This is a genomic window from Pseudomonas sp. 10S4, assembly GCF_034344865.1.
In the GTDB taxonomy this organism is placed as follows: domain Bacteria; phylum Pseudomonadota; class Gammaproteobacteria; order Pseudomonadales; family Pseudomonadaceae; genus Aquipseudomonas.
In genome coordinates, this window is the sequence record NZ_CP133774.1 from 6482544 (window position 1) to 6499359 (window position 16816).

Annotated in this window: 12 protein-coding genes and 3 pseudogenes; 12 read left to right on the plus strand and 3 right to left on the minus strand. The window is 58.6% G+C overall.

Annotated elements, in window-relative coordinates; all coding sequences use genetic code 11:
* Positions 1–112 precede the first annotated feature (112 nt).
* The 4 genes from trxB to infA all read left to right on the plus strand — a co-directional run bounded on the left by trxB (position 113) and on the right by infA (position 2911).
* The gene (gene trxB / locus RHM58_RS30265) at positions 113–1072 is read left to right on the plus strand and encodes a thioredoxin-disulfide reductase (protein WP_322268997.1); all 960 of its coding nucleotides are present in this window, start codon (positions 113–115) and stop codon (positions 1070–1072) included.
* Between the two features lie 64 nt (positions 1073–1136).
* A complete protein-coding gene (gene aat, locus RHM58_RS30270) occupies positions 1137–1817 on the plus strand; it encodes a leucyl/phenylalanyl-tRNA--protein transferase (RefSeq protein WP_201204569.1) in 681 nt (226 codons plus the stop codon).
* Positions 1818–1873: 56 nt separating this feature from the next.
* Positions 1874–2581 (plus strand): arginyltransferase, encoded by a 708-nt coding sequence (locus RHM58_RS30275; protein WP_201197128.1) that lies wholly within the window; start codon positions 1874–1876, stop codon positions 2579–2581.
* 111 nt (positions 2582–2692) lie between these two features.
* On the plus strand, positions 2693–2911 hold the full coding sequence (infA, locus tag RHM58_RS30280) for a translation initiation factor IF-1 (protein ID WP_002553999.1): 219 nt from the start codon (positions 2693–2695) through the stop codon (positions 2909–2911).
* 930 nt (positions 2912–3841) lie between these two features.
* Here the strand turns inward: infA and clpA are convergent.
* Positions 3842–6113 (minus strand): annotated as a pseudogene (clpA, locus tag RHM58_RS30285) (ATP-dependent Clp protease ATP-binding subunit ClpA).
* Between the two features lie 30 nt (positions 6114–6143).
* A complete protein-coding gene (gene clpS, locus RHM58_RS30290) occupies positions 6144–6527 on the minus strand; it encodes an ATP-dependent Clp protease adapter ClpS (protein WP_054053655.1) in 384 nt (127 codons plus the stop codon).
* A 225-nt stretch (positions 6528–6752) separates the two neighbouring features.
* Between clpS and RHM58_RS30295 the strand changes: the two genes are divergently transcribed.
* Positions 6753–7034, plus strand: a complete 282-nt coding sequence (locus tag RHM58_RS30295; protein WP_201204572.1) for a cold shock domain-containing protein — start codon at positions 6753–6755, stop codon at positions 7032–7034.
* 61 nt (positions 7035–7095) lie between these two features.
* On the opposite strand, the gene icd is transcribed toward RHM58_RS30295, so the two are convergent.
* Complete coding sequence (gene icd, locus RHM58_RS30300) at positions 7096–8352, minus strand: NADP-dependent isocitrate dehydrogenase (protein ID WP_017339594.1); 1257 nt, start codon at positions 8350–8352, stop codon at positions 7096–7098.
* 494 nt (positions 8353–8846) lie between these two features.
* On the opposite strand from icd, the pseudogene RHM58_RS30305 reads away from it, so the two are divergent.
* The 7 genes and pseudogenes from RHM58_RS30305 to RHM58_RS30335 all read left to right on the plus strand — a co-directional run bounded on the left by RHM58_RS30305 (position 8847) and on the right by RHM58_RS30335 (position 16725).
* A pseudogene (locus tag RHM58_RS30305) lies at positions 8847–11071 on the plus strand (NADP-dependent isocitrate dehydrogenase).
* A gap of 209 nt (positions 11072–11280) precedes the next feature.
* The gene (locus tag RHM58_RS30310; protein WP_201204576.1) at positions 11281–11727 is read left to right on the plus strand and encodes an NUDIX hydrolase; all 447 of its coding nucleotides are present in this window, start codon (positions 11281–11283) and stop codon (positions 11725–11727) included.
* Positions 11728–11786: 59 nt separating this feature from the next.
* Positions 11787–12932, plus strand: a complete 1146-nt coding sequence (gene mnmA / locus RHM58_RS30315) for a tRNA 2-thiouridine(34) synthase MnmA (protein WP_201204578.1) — start codon at positions 11787–11789, stop codon at positions 12930–12932.
* Positions 12929–13552 (plus strand): high frequency lysogenization protein HflD, encoded by a 624-nt coding sequence (gene hflD, locus RHM58_RS30320; protein ID WP_201197121.1) that lies wholly within the window; start codon positions 12929–12931, stop codon positions 13550–13552. The genes mnmA and hflD overlap by 4 nt, the downstream gene beginning before the upstream one ends.
* Before the next feature lie 127 nt (positions 13553–13679).
* Positions 13680–15051, plus strand: a pseudogene (gene purB, locus RHM58_RS30325) (adenylosuccinate lyase).
* 86 nt (positions 15052–15137) lie between these two features.
* A complete protein-coding gene (locus RHM58_RS30330) occupies positions 15138–16307 on the plus strand; it encodes a cupin domain-containing protein (protein ID WP_322268998.1) in 1170 nt (389 codons plus the stop codon).
* The gene (locus RHM58_RS30335) at positions 16300–16725 is read left to right on the plus strand and encodes a GNAT family N-acetyltransferase (protein ID WP_054053668.1); all 426 of its coding nucleotides are present in this window, start codon (positions 16300–16302) and stop codon (positions 16723–16725) included. Before RHM58_RS30330 ends, RHM58_RS30335 begins: the two co-directional genes overlap by 8 nt.
* Positions 16726–16816 lie beyond the last annotated feature (91 nt).

The following is a 16816-nucleotide window of genomic DNA, read 5'->3' on the forward strand; positions in this document are numbered from 1 at the left end:
CGCCCGATGCCATGCTTCAGACCCTTGGGTGTAGCATAGCCAAAAGCACATGACACACGGTTCAATTTGAGCATGCATTCTCTTTTGTGACAAAGGCTTATGAGGTGTTTTTATGAGCGAAGCCAAGCATTCACGCCTGATCATTCTGGGTTCTGGCCCTGCCGGTTACAGCGCCGCCGTTTATGCCGCCCGCGCCAACCTCAAACCCGTCGTCATTACCGGCATACAGGCCGGTGGCCAACTCACCACCACCGTCGAAGTCGACAACTGGCCTGGCGACGTCGAAGGCCTCACTGGCCCGGTGCTGATGGAACGCATGCAAAAACACGCCGAGCGCTTTGACACAGAGATCGTTTACGACCACATCCACACCGCCAAGTTGCAACAGCGCCCTTTTGAACTCATCGGCGACAGCGGCACCTACACCTGCGACGCGTTGATTATCGCCACCGGCGCCTCGGCCCAGTACCTGGGGCTGCCGTCGGAAGAAGCCTTTGCCGGCAAGGGCGTTTCCGCCTGTGCGACGTGCGACGGTTTCTTCTACCGCAATCAGGTAGTCGCCGTGGTCGGCGGCGGCAACACGGCGGTTGAGGAGGCGTTATACCTGTCGAACATCGCCAAGGAAGTCCACCTGGTGCACCGTCGTGACAAGCTGCGCTCGGAGAAGATCCTTCAGGACAAGCTGTTCGAAAAAGCCGCCAACGGCAATATCCGCCTGCACTGGAATCAGAATCTTGATGAAGTGTTGGGCGATGCCGGCGGCGTAACTGGCGCCCGCCTGCGTGACAGCAACACTGGCGAAACCCGCGAACTGCCGTTGACCGGCGTGTTCATTGCCATCGGCCACAAGCCCAACACCGACCTGTTCCAGGGCCAACTGAAAATGCGTGACGGCTACCTGCTGATCAAGGGTGGCAACGAAGGCGATGCCACCGCCACCGACATCGAAGGTGTGTTCGCCGCCGGCGATGTGGCCGATCATGTTTACCGCCAGGCTGTGACGTCTGCCGGGGCTGGCTGCATGGCCGCGCTGGACGCCGAGAAATACCTCGACGATATTCCTACCGTTTGATGCACGACTTCACGGCGGACCGAAACGTCCGCCCCTGCCCTCCCCTTCTGCAAGCCCGGATGCCATGCTGACTTGGTTACAACGCAACACCCTGACTTTTCCGCCCCTGGAAAAAGCCATGCGCGATCCCAATGGGCTGCTGGCGGCGGGCGGTGATCTGTCCGCTGATCGGCTGATCCAGGCCTATCGCCACGGCTGCTTCCCTTGGTTTTCCGAAGGCCAACCGATTCTCTGGTGGTCGCCCGATCCACGCACCGTGCTGTTTCCCGACGAACTGCACGTTTCCCGCAGCCTGAACAAGTTGCTGCGCCAACAATGCTATCAAGTGACCTTCGATCAGGATTTTGCCGCGGTCATACGCGCCTGCGCCGCGCCGCGCGATTACGCCGACGGCACCTGGATCACGAAAGCCATGCAGAACGCCTACCTGGAGCTGCACAAGCGCGGCTACGCCCATTCGGTGGAAGTCTGGGACCAGGGTGAACTGGTCGGCGGCTTGTACGGCCTGGCCATGGGTCAGCTGTTTTTTGGCGAGTCGATGTTCAGTCGCGCCGACAACGCCTCCAAATATGGCTTTGCCACATTGGTGCAACATCTGAAAGACTCAGGTTTTGTGCTGATCGATTGCCAGATGCCTACCGACCATTTGCACAGCCTCGGCGCCCGAGCGATACCCCGCAGCGAGTTTGCCGGCTATCTGGCTCGACATCTGGATCAACCTAATCACGCCACCTGGGTTTGCTGAGCGACTTTTGCGCGCGTGGCTTACACTTATTCAAAAGCTTATCCCCGAGGTTGATCATGACCGAGTTGGCGCGTTTGAAGTTCTATGCCACTCAGCCCCACTCTTGCAGTTATCTGCCCGAGGAGCAGGCCACAACCCTGTTTCTCGATCCTAGCCAGCCCATGGATGTGCATGTCTACGCAGACCTGTCGGAAATGGGTTTTCGTCGCAGTGGCGATCATCTCTATCGGCCTCATTGCCAGAATTGCAATGCGTGCGTGCCTGCACGCATCCCTGTGGCTCAATTTGCGCCCAACCGTCAGCAAAAACGCATTTTCAAGCGCAACGCAGACTTGCAGGTGCGCCCGGCCAGGCCCGGGTTCAGCGAAGAGTATTTCGACCTCTATCAACGCTATATCGAACAGCGTCACGCCGACGGCGACATGTACCCGCCGAGCCGCGATCAGTTTTCGACCTTCCTGGTGCGTGACCTGCCGTTTTCGCGGTTCTACGAATTTCGTCTCGACGGCCGGTTGGTGGCCGTGGCGGTTACCGACTTGCTGCCCAATGGCCTGTCGGCGGTCTACACCTTCTACGAGCCCGCCGAGGACCATCGCAGCCTCGGACGTTACGCAATCCTCTGGCAGATCGCAGAAGCCCAGCGTCTGGGACTGGAAGCGGTCTACCTCGGCTACTGGATCAAGAACTGCAAAAAGATGAACTACAAGACCCAGTATCGCCCCATCGAATTGCTGATAAATCAGCGCTGGGTCATCCTGAACTAAGGCAATCTGTAAACCGCTTGGCGTAAACCCCATTTTTCGGGCACAATGCACGCCGCTTTTGCCTGGCGCAGTTGCACCGGGCCATTCATTGGATACCGAGGGCTTTACTGCATGTCGAAAGAAGACAGCTTCGAAATGGAAGGCACTGTCGTCGACACCCTGCCCAACACCATGTTTCGTGTGGAGTTGGAAAATGGGCACGTCGTAACCGCGCATATTTCCGGCAAGATGCGCAAGAACTACATTCGTATTCTTACCGGTGACAAAGTGCGCGTCGAGCTGACGCCCTATGACTTGAGCAAAGGGCGCATTACTTACCGCGCTCGCTAATCAAGTCAATACAAAACGCCCGGTTTATGCCGGGCGTTTTTGTGTGTGCGCTGTTTTAGTGGGCTCTCTAGGGTTGGGTGTATATCCGTTGCTGCGGTAACGGCTGCTTAGGGTTTCGCTCTTACAGCGACTCACTTTTCCAAACGCCGAAAAGTAAGCAAAGGCTTCGCCCCGACGTACGGCATCTCGCTACGCTCGATGTACCCTCGCTACGGTGTCCATCAGGGGGCATCGCCTACGGTCTGCTTCGCGACGACCTCCTCTCGATGTGTTCGGCTCCGCCGAACGGCGCTACGCGCCTAACCCCCTGATGAACACCTACGCTCGGCCTGCCGAAGGGGCGAGAGATCAAAAGCAGGATCAAGATCCAGATCAAAAGCCAAAACCAAAGCCAAAGCCAGCTCACACAATTGGACTGAGTACATCCGGTAAATATTGGTCGGCTGCCCGGCCGCCTTCGCGGGCAAGCCTCGCTCCTACAAAATCAAAAGCAGAATCAAAAACAGACCAGCGTACACCTCTCGCTCTTCACCACTCAACAGGCCGAGCGTTAGCTCGCCTGCAGCTTTTGATCTTGCTCTGCCCGCCCCTTCGGGAGGCTGAGTGGAGGTGTTCAGCTGGGGGTGGGCGCGTAGCGCCGTGCGGCGAAGCCGCACACATCGAGAGGAGGTCGTCGCGAAGCAGACCGTAGGCGATGCCCCCAGATGAATACCGGAACGAAGGAACGCCGAGCCTAAGCGAGGGGCCGGACGCCGGGGCGAGCCTTTTTGGGTACTTTTTTGGCGTTTGAAAAAAGTGCCTCGCCGTAAGGGCGAAACCCTAAGCAGCCGTTACCGCAGCAACGGATATACACCCAAAAACACCCAACCCACAAAACACAAAAAAGGCGCCCGAAGGCGCCTTTAGCTTTGCTTTACAACCAACCAACCATCAAGCCATTTCAGCCGTGGTCTCGAACTCGAAGGTCAACTCGCCGTCCTTAAGGTCGATGTGAACCACACCACCATGGTCAGCCAATTCACCAAAGAGAATCTCCTCAGCCAGCGGACGCTTGATCTTGTCCTGGATCAAACGCGCCATTGGTCGAGCGCCCATTGCCGAGTCGTAGCCACCCGCTGCCAGCCAACTGCGTGCAGCGTCGGTCACTTCCAGCTGCACGCGCTTGTCTTCCAACTGCGCCTGAAGTTCGGTAAGGAACTTGTCCACCACGCTTTTGATGACCTCATGACTGAGGCGACCAAACTGGATAATGGTGTCCAGACGGTTGCGGAACTCTGGCGTAAAGCTCTTCTTGATCACTTCCATCGCATCGGACGAGTGGTCCTGATGGGTGAAACCGATCGAAGCGCGGGCTGCGGTTTCGGCGCCGGCGTTGGTCGTCATGATGACAATCACGTTACGGAAATCCGCCTTGCGCCCGTTGTTATCAGTCAGCGTACCGTGATCCATGACCTGCAACAGCAGGTTGAACACGTCGGGGTGGGCCTTCTCGATCTCGTCGAGCAGCACATACGCAGTGCGGTTGCTTGGTGATGGCTTCGGTCAGCAGGCCGCCCTGGTCGAACCCGACATAGCCCGGAGGTGCACCGATCAGACGCGATACGGTGTGGCGCTCCATGTACTCGGACATGTCGAAGCGAACCAGCTCGATGCCCAGCGCCTTGGCCAACTGACGCGCCGCTTCGGTTTTACCGACACCGGTAGGCCCGGCGAACAGGAACGAACCAACTGGCTTGTCAGGCGACTTGAGGCCGGCACGGGACAGTTTGATCGCAGTCGACAACGAGTCGATCGCGGCATCCTGACCAAACACCGTCAGCTTCAGGTCACGCTCAAGGTTACGCAGCAGCTCTCTGTCGGAACTGTTGACGTGCTTAGGCGGAATCCGCGCGATTTTCGCGACGATGTCCTCGACCTGAGGCACTTCGATGCGTTTCACGCGTTTCTCGATTGGCTGCAGGCGCTGGTAGGCACCCGCCTCGTCGATAACGTCGATAGCTTTGTCCGGCATGTGCCGGTCATTGATGTAGCGTGACGCCAGTTCAGCCGCTGCACGCAGGGCTTCATCGCTGTACTCGATGCCGTGGTGCGTTTCGAAACGCCCTTTCAGGCCGCGCAGGATGCTGATGGTGTCTTCTACCGAAGGCTCCGACACATCGACCTTCTGGAAGCGTCGTGCCAAGGCACGGTCCTTCTCGAAGATCCCGCGGAATTCCTGGAACGTGGTCGAACCGATGCAGCGGATATCGCCGGACGACAGCAACGGCTTGAGCAGGTTCGAGGCATCCATGACGCCACCGGACGCGGCACCCGCACCAATGATGGTATGGATTTCGTCGATGAACAGGATCGCCTGCGGACGTTTTTTCAGCTCATTGAGCAACGCCTTGAAGCGTTTCTCGAAATCACCGCGGTATTTGGTCCCGGCCAGCAAGGCCCCCAAGTCAAGGGAGTAAACCACGCTGTTGGCCAGCAGGTCCGGCACCTGATTGTCGACAATGCGCTTGGCCAGGCCTTCGGCAATCGCGGTTTTACCCACGCCAGCCTCGCCCACCAGCAGCGGATTGTTTTTGCGACGACGCGCCAGGATCTGCGCGACACGCTCGACTTCGAGCTCACGGCCTACCAGCGGATCGATTCGACCCTGGCGCGCGAGTTCGTTGAGGTTGCTGGCATAAGCATCCAGGGGATTGCCTGAAGAAGAAGACTCACCGCCCTCGTCGTCCTGCATATCTTGCTCACCTTCAGAGTGATCGCCGTGCCCCGGCACTTTGGAAATGCCATGGGCGATGTAGTTGACGACATCAATGCGGGCAACGCTCTGCTGTTTCAGCAGGAACACCGCCTGACTTTCTTGCTCACTGAAGATTGCGACCAGCACGTTGGCGCCAGTCACTTCGCGTTTGCCCGAGCTCTGTACGTGAAAGACAGCACGCTGCAGAACACGCTGGAAGCCCAGGGTTGGTTGGGTCTCGCGATCCTCGTCATGAACGGGGATCAACGGCGTGGTGGAGTCGATGAACTCCTGCAGGTCATGCTTGAGTTTGTCGAGGTTTGCGCCGCATGCACGCAAAACGGTGGCGGCAGCCTCATTGTCCAATAGGGCCAGCAAGAGGTGTTCGACGGTCATGAATTCATGACGCTTCGAACGAGCCTCCTTGAAGGCTAGATTGAGGGTGACTTCGAGCTCGCGGTTTAACATAGCTTCACCTCATACCCAAGTGGTCGGCGATTAACCGTCCTTCTCGATTTCACAGAGTAGCGGATGCTGGCTTTCCCTGGCGTACTGGTTGACCTGCATGGCCTTCGTCTCGGCGATGTCGCGGGTAAACACTCCACATACTGCCCGTCCTTCTGTGTGGACGGCCAGCATGACCTTGGTCGCCAGCTCGCGATTCAGGTTAAAAAACACCTCGAGCACTTCGACGACGAAATCCATCGGTGTGTAGTCATCATTAAACAAAACCACCTTGTACATCGGCGGCGCCTGTAAAGCAGGCTTGGCCTCCTGAACAGCAATGCCTGCGGAATCGTCGTCGTGCTCCTCCGGGAGATCTTTCTGGAGAGTCGGGCGATCCTGATTGAATGTTAGTCGAATCTGGCTGATTGCATGCATGGAAAGAAAGGTTCGTCAGTTGTGCAAATACAGTGGTGGGGGCGGCTATCAACGATTTCAACTCCGACTGCCCAGTCACCTTGACTATCGGGAAAACGGTGTTACAACCAATAGAGCCCACAGTGGGTAAAAAAGGTCCGCGGAGTCAATCTTATTTATGAGATTCGACTGCGGATGTACTGGATGATACTCCAGTGATGGAGTCTGTTGCAGAGGGATATGAGCATGGCAGTCGGTAAGGTGAAGTGGTTCAACAATGCCAAGGGGTTCGGTTTCATTAATACCGACGCCAGAGAAGGACGCGATGAGGACGGCAAAGAGATCGACTTCTTTGCCCACTATTCGGCCATCGACATGGAGGGCTACAAAACCCTCAAGGCCGGACAATCCGTAAACTTCGAGATCATCCAGGGACCCAAAGGCCTGCACGCGGTGAAGATCACGGCTGCCACTACTGCGAACGAACACACCGCACCTTCCATCCACAAAGAATCGGTGTCGAGCTGACGCAACCCGTCATCCAGTCATGAAAAAACCGCCCGAAGGCGGTTTTTTTGGTGCAAATTTCTTACATGTGCGAAATCAGCGCATCGCCGAAGCCGGAAGAAGACACCAGTTTGGCGCCTTCCATCAGACGCTCGAAATCATAGGTCACGGTCTTGGCGGAAATCGCGCCGTTGGTGCCTTTGATGATCAGATCAGCCGCTTCGGTCCAGCCCATATGACGCAGCATCATCTCGGCGGACAGGATCAGCGAGCCCGGGTTGACCTGGTCTTTGCCGGCATATTTCGGCGCAGTACCGTGGGTCGCTTCGAACATGGCGATAGTGTCGGACAGGTTGGCACCCGGCGCGATACCGATACCGCCTACTTCAGCCGCCAGGGCGTCGGAGAGGTAGTCGCCGTTCAGGTTCAGGGTCGCGATCACATCGTACTCAGCCGGGCGCAGCAGGATCTGCTGGAGCATGGCGTCGGCGATGGCATCCTTGACGATGACGTTCTTGCCGGTTTTCGGGTTCTTGAACTGCATCCACGGACCGCCGTCGAGCAGGGTCGCGCCGAACTCTTCAGCCGCCACTTCGTAGGCCCACTCCTTGAAGGCACCTTCGGTGAACTTCATGATGTTGCCTTTGTGCACGATGGTCAGCGAATCGCGGTCGTTGTCGACCACATATTGCAGAGCCTTGCGCGCCAGACGCTTGGTGCCTTGCAGCGAAACCGGCTTGATACCGATACCGCAGTTTTCGTCGAAGCGGATCTTGGTGACGCCCATTTCATCTTTCAGGAACTTGATGACTTTGGTCGCTTCCGGCGAACCGGCCTTCCACTCGATGCCGGCGTAGATGTCTTCCGAGTTCTCACGGAAGATCGTCATGTCGACGTCGCCCGGCTTCTTGACCGGGCTCGGCACGCCTTCGAACCAGCGTACCGGACGCAGGCAGACGTAAAGGTCGAGTTGTTGGCGCAGGGCCACGTTCAGCGAACGGATGCCGCCACCGACCGGGGTGGTCAGAGGGCCCTTGATGGAAACCACGTAATCCTTGACTGCGTCCAGGGTTTCCTGAGGCAGCCAGGTGTCCTGATCGTAAACCTGAGTCGCTTTTTCCCCGGCGTAGACTTCCATCCAGGAAATTTTGCGCTCGCCGCCGTAAGCCTTCTTAACAGCAGCATCGACAACCTTGATCATGACCGGGCTGATATCAACGCCGATGCCATCACCTTCAATGAAGGGGATGATCGGGTTGTTAGGAACATTGAGAGAATGGTCTGCATTGACGGTGATTTTGTCGCCGACTGCTGGAACCTGAATCTTCTTGTATCCCATGCTGAACTCCATTGTTTGGATTGAACATCTGGCTTCGTTCGAGCGTACCCCAGTTAAATCAGCGCGCAAACCCTATGTTCCACCCATCTGCCGCAAAGCTGTGCAGTTCGTGATCTACAAGCCTGAAAGCAAAGGGAAAAGCGCCAAACTCAAGCACGGTGCAAGACTCTACGCCGCCCGCCGCCCTGCGACCTTTAGACCAATGGACGAGAATCGTTGCATATGAACCATCGGCAGATTGCCAGCTACCTATGTATAATGCCGCCGCTGACCGAAGGGTCACAAAGGCCAAGCTCTCTATTACGAGACTTTCAGCCAGATTGAAGCCGGGTTGTTACCGCAGCCCACCCGCTTGACGCTCGACTGATGCACCCAACATCACCGCGAAGAAACCTCGACATTCGGCTCATGGATGACTTTGAACGAACGCGCTTACACGGCGCCCCTCGAGTTTCGGCGCACGCTTTAGCAAAGAAGAGAGAGTTAATCCGAATATGCCCACCCGCTCGAAGATCATCTATACCTTCACCGACGAAGCCCCAGCCCTCGCCACCTATTCACTGTTGCCTATCGTAGAGGCCTTCACCGCCTCCGCTGATATTGCCGTGGAAACCCGCGACATCTCTCTTGCAGGGCGCATCCTGGCCAGCTTCCCCGAGCAATTGGGTGACAAAGCCGTAGCCGACCACCTCGCCGAACTGGGCGACCTGGCCGTTACGCCTGAAGCCAACATCATCAAGCTGCCGAACATCAGCGCCTCGGTTCCGCAACTGCAAGCCGCGATCAAAGAGCTGCAAGCCCAGGGCTTCGCACTGCCGGACTATCCGGAAACCGTGAGCAGCGACGCAGACAAAGAAGCCAAGTCGCGTTACGACAAGATCAAGGGCAGCGCCGTAAACCCGGTTCTGCGCGAAGGCAACTCTGATCGTCGTGCCCCGCTGTCGGTCAAGAACTACGCTCGCAAGCACCCGCACAAAATGGGCGCCTGGGCTGCGGACTCCAAGTCCCACGTCGCGCACATGAGCACCGGCGATTTCTACGGCAGCGAAAAAGCTGCCCTGATCGACGCCGCTGACGCCGTTAAAATCGAACTGATCGCTCAAGACGGCACCACCACCGTCCTGAAAGAAAAGACCACCGTGCAAGCCGGTGAGATCCTCGATTGCGCGGTACTGAGCAAAAACGCCCTGCGCAGCTTCATTGCAGCCGAGATCGAAGACGCCAAGCAAAAAGGCGTGCTGCTGTCGGTTCACTTGAAAGCCACCATGATGAAGGTCTCCGACCCGATCATGTTCGGCCAGATCGTTGCCGAGTTCTATAAAGACGCACTGGCCAAACACGCTGACGTGCTGGCGCAGATCGGCTTTAACCTGAACAACGGCATCGGCGACCTGTACGCTCGCATCAAGGCCCTGCCGGCCGAGCAGCAAGCGCAGATCGAAGCGGACATCCAGGCGGTCTACGCCGTTCGTCCGTCGTTGGCCATGGTCAACTCCGACAAAGGCATCACCAACCTGCACGTGCCGAGCGACGTTATCGTCGACGCCTCGATGCCGGCAATGATCCGTGACTCCGGCAAAATGTGGGGCACTGACGGTCAACTGCACGACACCAAGGCCGTGATCCCGGATCGCTGCTACGCCACCATCTACCAGGCGGTCATCGAAGACTGCAAGGTAAACGGCGCCTTCGATCCAACCACCATGGGCAGCGTGCCAAACGTTGGCCTGATGGCGAAAAAGCTGAAGAGTACGGCTCGCACGACAAGACTTTCCAGATCAAGAGCAACGGCGTGGTTCGGGTTTCCGACAGCGCTGGTCGCACCCTGCTGGAACAGTCGGTTGAAGCCGGGGACATCTTCCGCATGTGCCAGACCAAAGACGCGCCGATCCAGGATTGGGTCAAACTGGCCGTCAACCGTGCTCGCGCAAGCGCCACTCCAGCGATTTTCTGGCTGGACCCAATGCGCGCCCACGACGGCGTTGTGATCGAAAAAGTTCAGGCTTACCTGAAGGATCACGACACTTCGGGCCTGGACATCCGCATCATGTCGCCAGTCGACGCGATGGCGTTCACCCTGGGCCGCACTCGCGAAGGCAAGGACACCATCTCGGTGACCGGCAACGTATTGCGCGACTACCTGACCGACCTGTTCCCGATCATGGAACTGGGCACCAGCGCCAAGATGCTGTCGATCGTCCCGCTGATGAATGGCGGCGGCCTGTTTGAAACCGGCGCTGGCGGTTCGGCACCGAAGCACGTTCAGCAGCTGCTGGAAGAAAACTTCCTGCGCTGGGATTCCCTGGGCGAGTTCCTGGCCCTGGCCGCTTCCCTTGAGCATTTGGGTGTGACGTACAACAACCCTAAAGCTTTGGTTTTGGCCAAGACCCTGGACCAGGCCACTGGCCAGTTCCTGGACAACAACAAGTCGCCATCGCGCAAAGTCGGCAACATCGACAACCGCGGCAGCCACTTCTACCTGGCGCTGTACTGGGCACAAGCCCTGGCCGCCCAGTCCGAAGACACTGCATTGCAAGCGCAGTTTGGCCAACTGGCCAAGACCCTGGCCGAGAACGAAGCGACCATCGTCGCCGAGCTCAATGCCGTTCAGGGCAAGCCAGTGGACATCGGCGGTTACTACCACGCCAATGCCGAGCTGATCAGCAAGGCCATGCGCCCAAGCAACACCTTCAACGCCGCGATCGCTGCGTTGGTTTAAGGTTGTAAGGATGCAAAGAAGCCCCGGCCCCGTGCCGGGGCTTCTGCTTGTGGCACACATTCAAATGTGAACGCTGGACAATGTGGGAGCGGGCTTGCTCGCGAATGCGGCTTATCATTCAACATCTTTATTGACTGACCCACCGCATTCGCGAGCAAGCCCGCTCCCACATTTGATCGTGTTCAAACAGTAAGAATCGAGGAAGTCCTATGGCCTGGCTACCCCACATCACCGTCGCCACTATCGTCGAAGACAACGGCCGGTTCCTGATGGTCGAAGAACTCAAGGGCGGACAAGCGGTACTCAACCAACCCGCCGGCCATCTGGACCCGGACGAAACCCTGATCGAAGCCGCCGTGCGCGAAACCCTCGAAGAAACCGGCTGGGACGTCGAGCCGACGGGCGTGGTGGGCATTTACCTCTACACCGCACCGAGCAACGGCGTGACCTATCAGCGGGTCTGCTTCACCGCCAAAGCGCTGAAACACCACCCCGACTATCAGCTGGATGACGGCATCGTCGGCGCCAAATGGCTGACCCGTGACGAATTGGTAGAACAGCGCGCAAACTGGCGCAGTGAGCTGATCATCCGCTGCATCGATGATTATCTGGACGGTAAACACTTCGGTCTCGAACTGATCCGCCCTTCTCTTTAGCCTTGCGGGCTTCGGCCTGTTAGAATCGCGTCCTTTTTCAAGACACTCATTGAATCCCTATGCGTGATCCAGCCCCTTCTGACACACAAAAGAAGCGCGTCATTGTCGGCATGTCCGGCGGCGTGGACTCTTCCGTTTCCGCTCTCCTGCTGATCGAGCAGGGTTACGAGGTGGAAGGCCTGTTCATGAAGAACTGGGAAGAAGACGATGGAACGGAATACTGCACCGCCATGGACGACCTGGCGGATGCGCAGGCTGTGTGCGACAAGATTGGCATCAAGCTGCACACCGCCAACTTCGCCGCCGAGTACTGGGACAACGTGTTCGAACACTTCCTGGCCGAATACAAAGCCGGGCGCACGCCGAATCCGGACATCCTGTGTAACCGCGAGATCAAGTTCAAGGCGTTCCTCGACTACGCCATGATGCTCGGCGCCGACCTGATCGCCACCGGCCACTACGTGCGCCGCCGCGACATCGATGGCCGCACCGAGTTGCTCAAGGGCCTGGACCCGAACAAGGACCAGAGCTACTTCCTGCACGCCGTGGGCGGTGAACAGATCGCCAAGACCCTGTTCCCGGTCGGCGAGCTGGAAAAACCCGAAGTCCGCGCGATTGCCGAGAAACACGAACTGGCCACCGCGAAGAAAAAGGATTCCACCGGGATCTGCTTTATCGGCGAACGCCGCTTCAGCGACTTCCTCAAGCAGTACCTGCCGGCGCAGCCAGGCGAGATCAAGACCACCGAAGGTGAAGTCATTGGCCGTCACCACGGCTTGATGTACCACACCATCGGTCAGCGCCAGGGCCTGGGCATCGGCGGCTTGAAAGACGCCAGTGACGAGCCGTGGTATGTGCTGATCAAGGATCTGGTCAACAACGAGCTGATCGTTGGCCAGGGCAATGATCACCCGTATCTGTTCTCCCGCGCCCTGCTCGCCTCGGACATCTATTGGGTCAACCCGATTGATCTGAGCGAATCCCGCCGTTTGACCGCCAAGGTCCGTTATCGCCAAAGCGACCAGCCTTGCACGCTGGAAAAGACCGCCACCGGCTACCGCGCGATCTTCGATGACCCGCAACGCGCGGTCACCCCAGGCCAATCCGTGGTGTTCTATGACGGGGAAATCTGCCTCGGCGGCGGCGTGATCGAAATTGCCGAGCCGTGGACCAGCAAAGGCACTCCTCAAGGCGCACAGCAATGAGCCCGACTCAGGAGCAATTGACGGCACTGGGCGGCGTGTTTCTCGCCGCCGTGCTGGTGGACAAGATCGCCAAGAGCGGCCAGACCAGCGAAGCCGGCCTGACGTGCATGCTCGGCAGCTTGCTGATTCGCGACCCCAAGGACACCCTGGAAGTCTACGGCGGCGACGACATCAATCTGCGTGAAGGCTATCGCGCGTTGATCGGTGCCCTGGAACGCGACCCGAGCACCCTGCAGCGCGAACCACTGCGTTATGCCCTGGCGATGCTGGGTCTTGAGCGTCAATTGGCCAAGCGTGGCGACATGCTCGAGGTGATCGGCAAGCGCCTGCCACAGATTCAATCCCAGGTTGAGCACTTCGGTCCGGCCCACGAAAACGTGATCGCGGCCTGCGGTGCGCTGTATCAGGACACCCTGAGCACCTTGCGCCAACGGATCCAGGTCCACGGCGACATGCGTAACTTGCAGCAACCGAGCAACGCCTCGAAGATCCGCGCGCTGTTGCTCGCCGGGATTCGTTCGGCGCGGTTGTGGCGGCAGTTGGGCGGCCATCGCTGGCAGCTGGTGATTAGCCGTCGCAAGTTGCTCAAAGAGCTTTACCCGCTGATGCGCAGCAGCTGAACCGCGCCCGCAACACCGCTTTGTAGTCAGTAACGCGTAGTACGCCGGTCAGTTGGCAACGGACCGGCGGAATTTTTCATGTATGATACGCGCCCCATTTCGTTGCCCGACTGTCCGAGAACACCCCATGCAGCTCTCTTCGCTCACTGCGGTTTCCCCTGTTGACGGCCGCTACGCCGGCAGAACCCAGGCCCTGCGCCCAATTTTCAGCGAATACGGTCTGATCCGTGCTCGCGTTCTGGTTGAAGTGCGCTGGCTCCAGCGCCTGGCCGCCCACCCAGGCATCAGCGAAGTGCCGGCGTTCTCCGCCGAAGCCAACGCGGTGCTGAACACCTTGGCGGACAACTTCGCTCTGGAGCACGCCGAGCGTGTCAAAGAGATCGAGCGCACCACCAACCACGACGTTAAAGCCATCGAATACTTGCTCAAAGAGCAAGCGGCCAAGCTGCCGGAACTGGCCAAGGATCAGCGAGCTCACCCACTTCGCCGCGACGAGCGAGGACATCAACAACCTGTCCCACGCCCTGATGCTGCGCGAAGGCCGTGATGACGTGATGCTGCCGCTGATGCGCCAGACCGCTGAAGCCATCCGCGAACTGGCGATCCGTTTCGCTGACGTGCCAATGCTGTCGCGCACCCACGGTCAACCGGCTTCGCCGACCACCCTGGGCAAAGAGCTGGCGAACGTGGTTTACCGTCTGGAGCGTCAAATCGCTCAAGTCGCTGCCGTTCCGCTGCTGGGCAAGATCAACGGCGCTGTCGGCAACTACAACGCACACATCTCCGCCTACCCGGAAATCGACTGGGAAGAAAACGCCCGCGCCTTCATCGAAGACGAGCTGGGCCTGGGCTTCAACCCGTACACCACGCAGATCGAACCGCACGACTATATTGCCGAGCTGTTCGACGCGATCGCCCGCTTCAACACCATCCTGATCGACTTCGACCGCGACATCTGGGGCTACATCTCCCTGGGTTATTTCAAGCAGCGCACCATCGCTGGCGAAATCGGCTCGTCGACCATGCCGCACAAGGTCAACCCGATCGACTTCGAAAACTCCGAAGGCAACCTGGGTATCGCCAACGCACTGTTCCAGCACCTGGCGAGCAAACTGCCAATCTCCCGCTGGCAGCGCGACCTGACCGACTCCACCGTACTGCGTAACCTCGGTGTCGGCTTCGCCCATAGCGTGATCGCGTACGAAGCCAGCCTCAAAGGCATCAGTAAACTTGAGCTCAACGCTCAGAAAATTGCTGCCGACCTGGACGCGTGCTGGGAAGTATTGGCCGAGCCAATCCAGACCGTGATGCGCCGCTACAACATCGAAAACCCGTACGAGAAGCTGAAAGAGTTGACTCGCGGCAAGGGCATCAGCCCTGAAGCGCTGCAAACTTTCATCGACGGCCTGGACATGCCAGCCGCAGCCAAAGCCGAGCTGAAATTGCTCACCCCGGCGAACTACATCGGTAACGCTGTAGAGCAAGCCAAACGCATCTGATCGACCGCTTGACCCTTTTGAGACGCCCGGCAGCGCCGGGCGTTTTTATTCCCGTCTGAAAAGTGCATTTTTTCAATAGGTTACACATGAATCCTGATATTCCTCTTCAACTTCTGGGTGGCATCACGGCACGCGAATTCCTGCGTGACTACTGGCAGAAAAAACCGCTGCTGATCCGCCAGGCGATCCCCGATTTCGAAAGCCCGATCGATCCCGACGAACTGGCCGGCCTGGCGCTTGAAGAAGAAGTTGAATCGCGCCTGGTGATCGAGCACGGTGAGCGTCCTTGGGAATTGCGCCGCGGCCCGTTCGCCGAAGACGAATTCAGCAAGCTGCCGGAAACCGAGTGGACCCTGCTGGTTCAAGCGGTTGACCAATTCGTGCCAGAAGTGGGCGAGTTGCTGGAGCAGTTCCGCTTCCTGCCGAGCTGGCGCGTCGACGACGTGATGATCAGCTTCGCCGCCCCCGGTGGCAGCGTCGGCCCGCACTTCGATAACTACGACGTGTTCCTGCTGCAAGGCCACGGCAAGCGCAACTGGAAAATCGGCCAGATGTGCGATTCCGAGAGCAAGCTGCTGCCACACGCAGACCTGCGCATCCTCGCCGACTTCGAAGCCACCGATGAGTGGGTTCTGGAACCGGGCGACATGCTCTACCTGCCGCCGCGCCTGGCTCACTGCGGCGTCGCGATTGATGACTGCATGACCTACTCGGTCGGCTTCCGCGCCCCAAGCGCCTCTGAAGTGCTGACTCATTTCACCGACTTCCTCAGCCAGTTCCTGACAGATGAAGAGCGTTACACCGATGCCGACGCCCTGCCGGCAGTCGATCCGCACCAGATCCAGCACGACGCCCTTGATCGCCTGAAAGCTTTGCTGGCCGAGCACATGAGCGATGAGCGCCTGCTGCTGACCTGGTTCGGCCAGTACATGACCGAGCCGCGCTACCCGGAACTGGTGGTCGGCCCGGAAGAAATCGAAGAAGAAGACTTCCTCGCCAGCCTGGAACAAGGTGCTGTGCTTATTCGCAACCCAAGCGCGCGCATGGCCTGGTCCGAAGTCGATGACGACCTGCTGCTGTTCGCCAGCGGCCAGAGCCGTTACCTGCCGGGCAAACTGCGCGAGTTGCTGAAGCTGATCTGCGCTGCTGACGCCCTGCACACCGATAACCTTGGTGACTGGCTGAACGACGAAGACGGCCGCGGCCTGCTGTGCGAGCTGGTCAAGCAAGGCAGCCTGGGGTTTGCTGATGAATAAAATACACGTTCGTGTCGCAGACTGGCAGAAGGATATCGCCGAGATACGGCGCATTCGTGAGACGGTGTTCATCGCCGAGCAATCCGTTCCGCCTGAGCTGGAATGGGATGCCGATGACGCCACAGCGGTGCATTTCCTCGCTTTCGAAGGCGACTTTCCGATTGGCACCGCCCGCCTGCTGCCCGATGGTCACATTGGCCGGGTTTCGGTACTCAAGGATTGGCGCGGCTTGAAAGTCGGCGATGCGCTGATGCAAGCGGTGATCGGCGAGGCCGAGAAGCGCGGGCTGAAGCAGCAGATGCTGAGTGCACAGGTACAGGCCACAGCGTTCTATGAGCGCTTGGGGTTTAGCCTGGTCAGTGAGGAATTCCTGGAAGCCGGGATACCGCATGTGGACATGGTTCGGCATTCGGCCTAGCCCTTGTGGCGAGGGAGCTTGCTCCCGCTGGGCTGCGCAGCAGACCCAAGATTTTGGGGCCGCTTCGCGCCCCAGCGGGAGCCAGCTCCCT

Coding starts and splice junctions, on each gene's coding strand:
- RHM58_RS30310 (WP_201204576.1), top strand. CDS start 11,281: ATGGCCTGGCTACCCCACATCACCGTCGCCACTATCGTCGAAGACAAC.
- hflD (WP_201197121.1), top strand. CDS start 12,929: ATGAGCCCGACTCAGGAGCAATTGACGGCACTGGGCGGCGTGTTTCTC.
- infA (WP_002553999.1), top strand. CDS start 2,693: ATGTCGAAAGAAGACAGCTTCGAAATGGAAGGCACTGTCGTCGACACC.
- RHM58_RS30330 (WP_322268998.1), top strand. CDS start 15,138: ATGAATCCTGATATTCCTCTTCAACTTCTGGGTGGCATCACGGCACGC.
- mnmA (WP_201204578.1), top strand. CDS start 11,787: ATGCGTGATCCAGCCCCTTCTGACACACAAAAGAAGCGCGTCATTGTC.
- icd (WP_017339594.1), bottom strand. CDS start 8,352: ATGGGATACAAGAAGATTCAGGTTCCAGCAGTCGGCGACAAAATCACC.
- RHM58_RS30295 (WP_201204572.1), top strand. CDS start 6,753: ATGGCAGTCGGTAAGGTGAAGTGGTTCAACAATGCCAAGGGGTTCGGT.
- aat (WP_201204569.1), top strand. CDS start 1,137: ATGCTGACTTGGTTACAACGCAACACCCTGACTTTTCCGCCCCTGGAA.
- clpS (WP_054053655.1), bottom strand. CDS start 6,527: ATGCATGCAATCAGCCAGATTCGACTAACATTCAATCAGGATCGCCCG.
- RHM58_RS30335 (WP_054053668.1), top strand. CDS start 16,300: ATGAATAAAATACACGTTCGTGTCGCAGACTGGCAGAAGGATATCGCC.
- trxB (WP_322268997.1), top strand. CDS start 113: ATGAGCGAAGCCAAGCATTCACGCCTGATCATTCTGGGTTCTGGCCCT.
- RHM58_RS30275 (WP_201197128.1), top strand. CDS start 1,874: ATGACCGAGTTGGCGCGTTTGAAGTTCTATGCCACTCAGCCCCACTCT.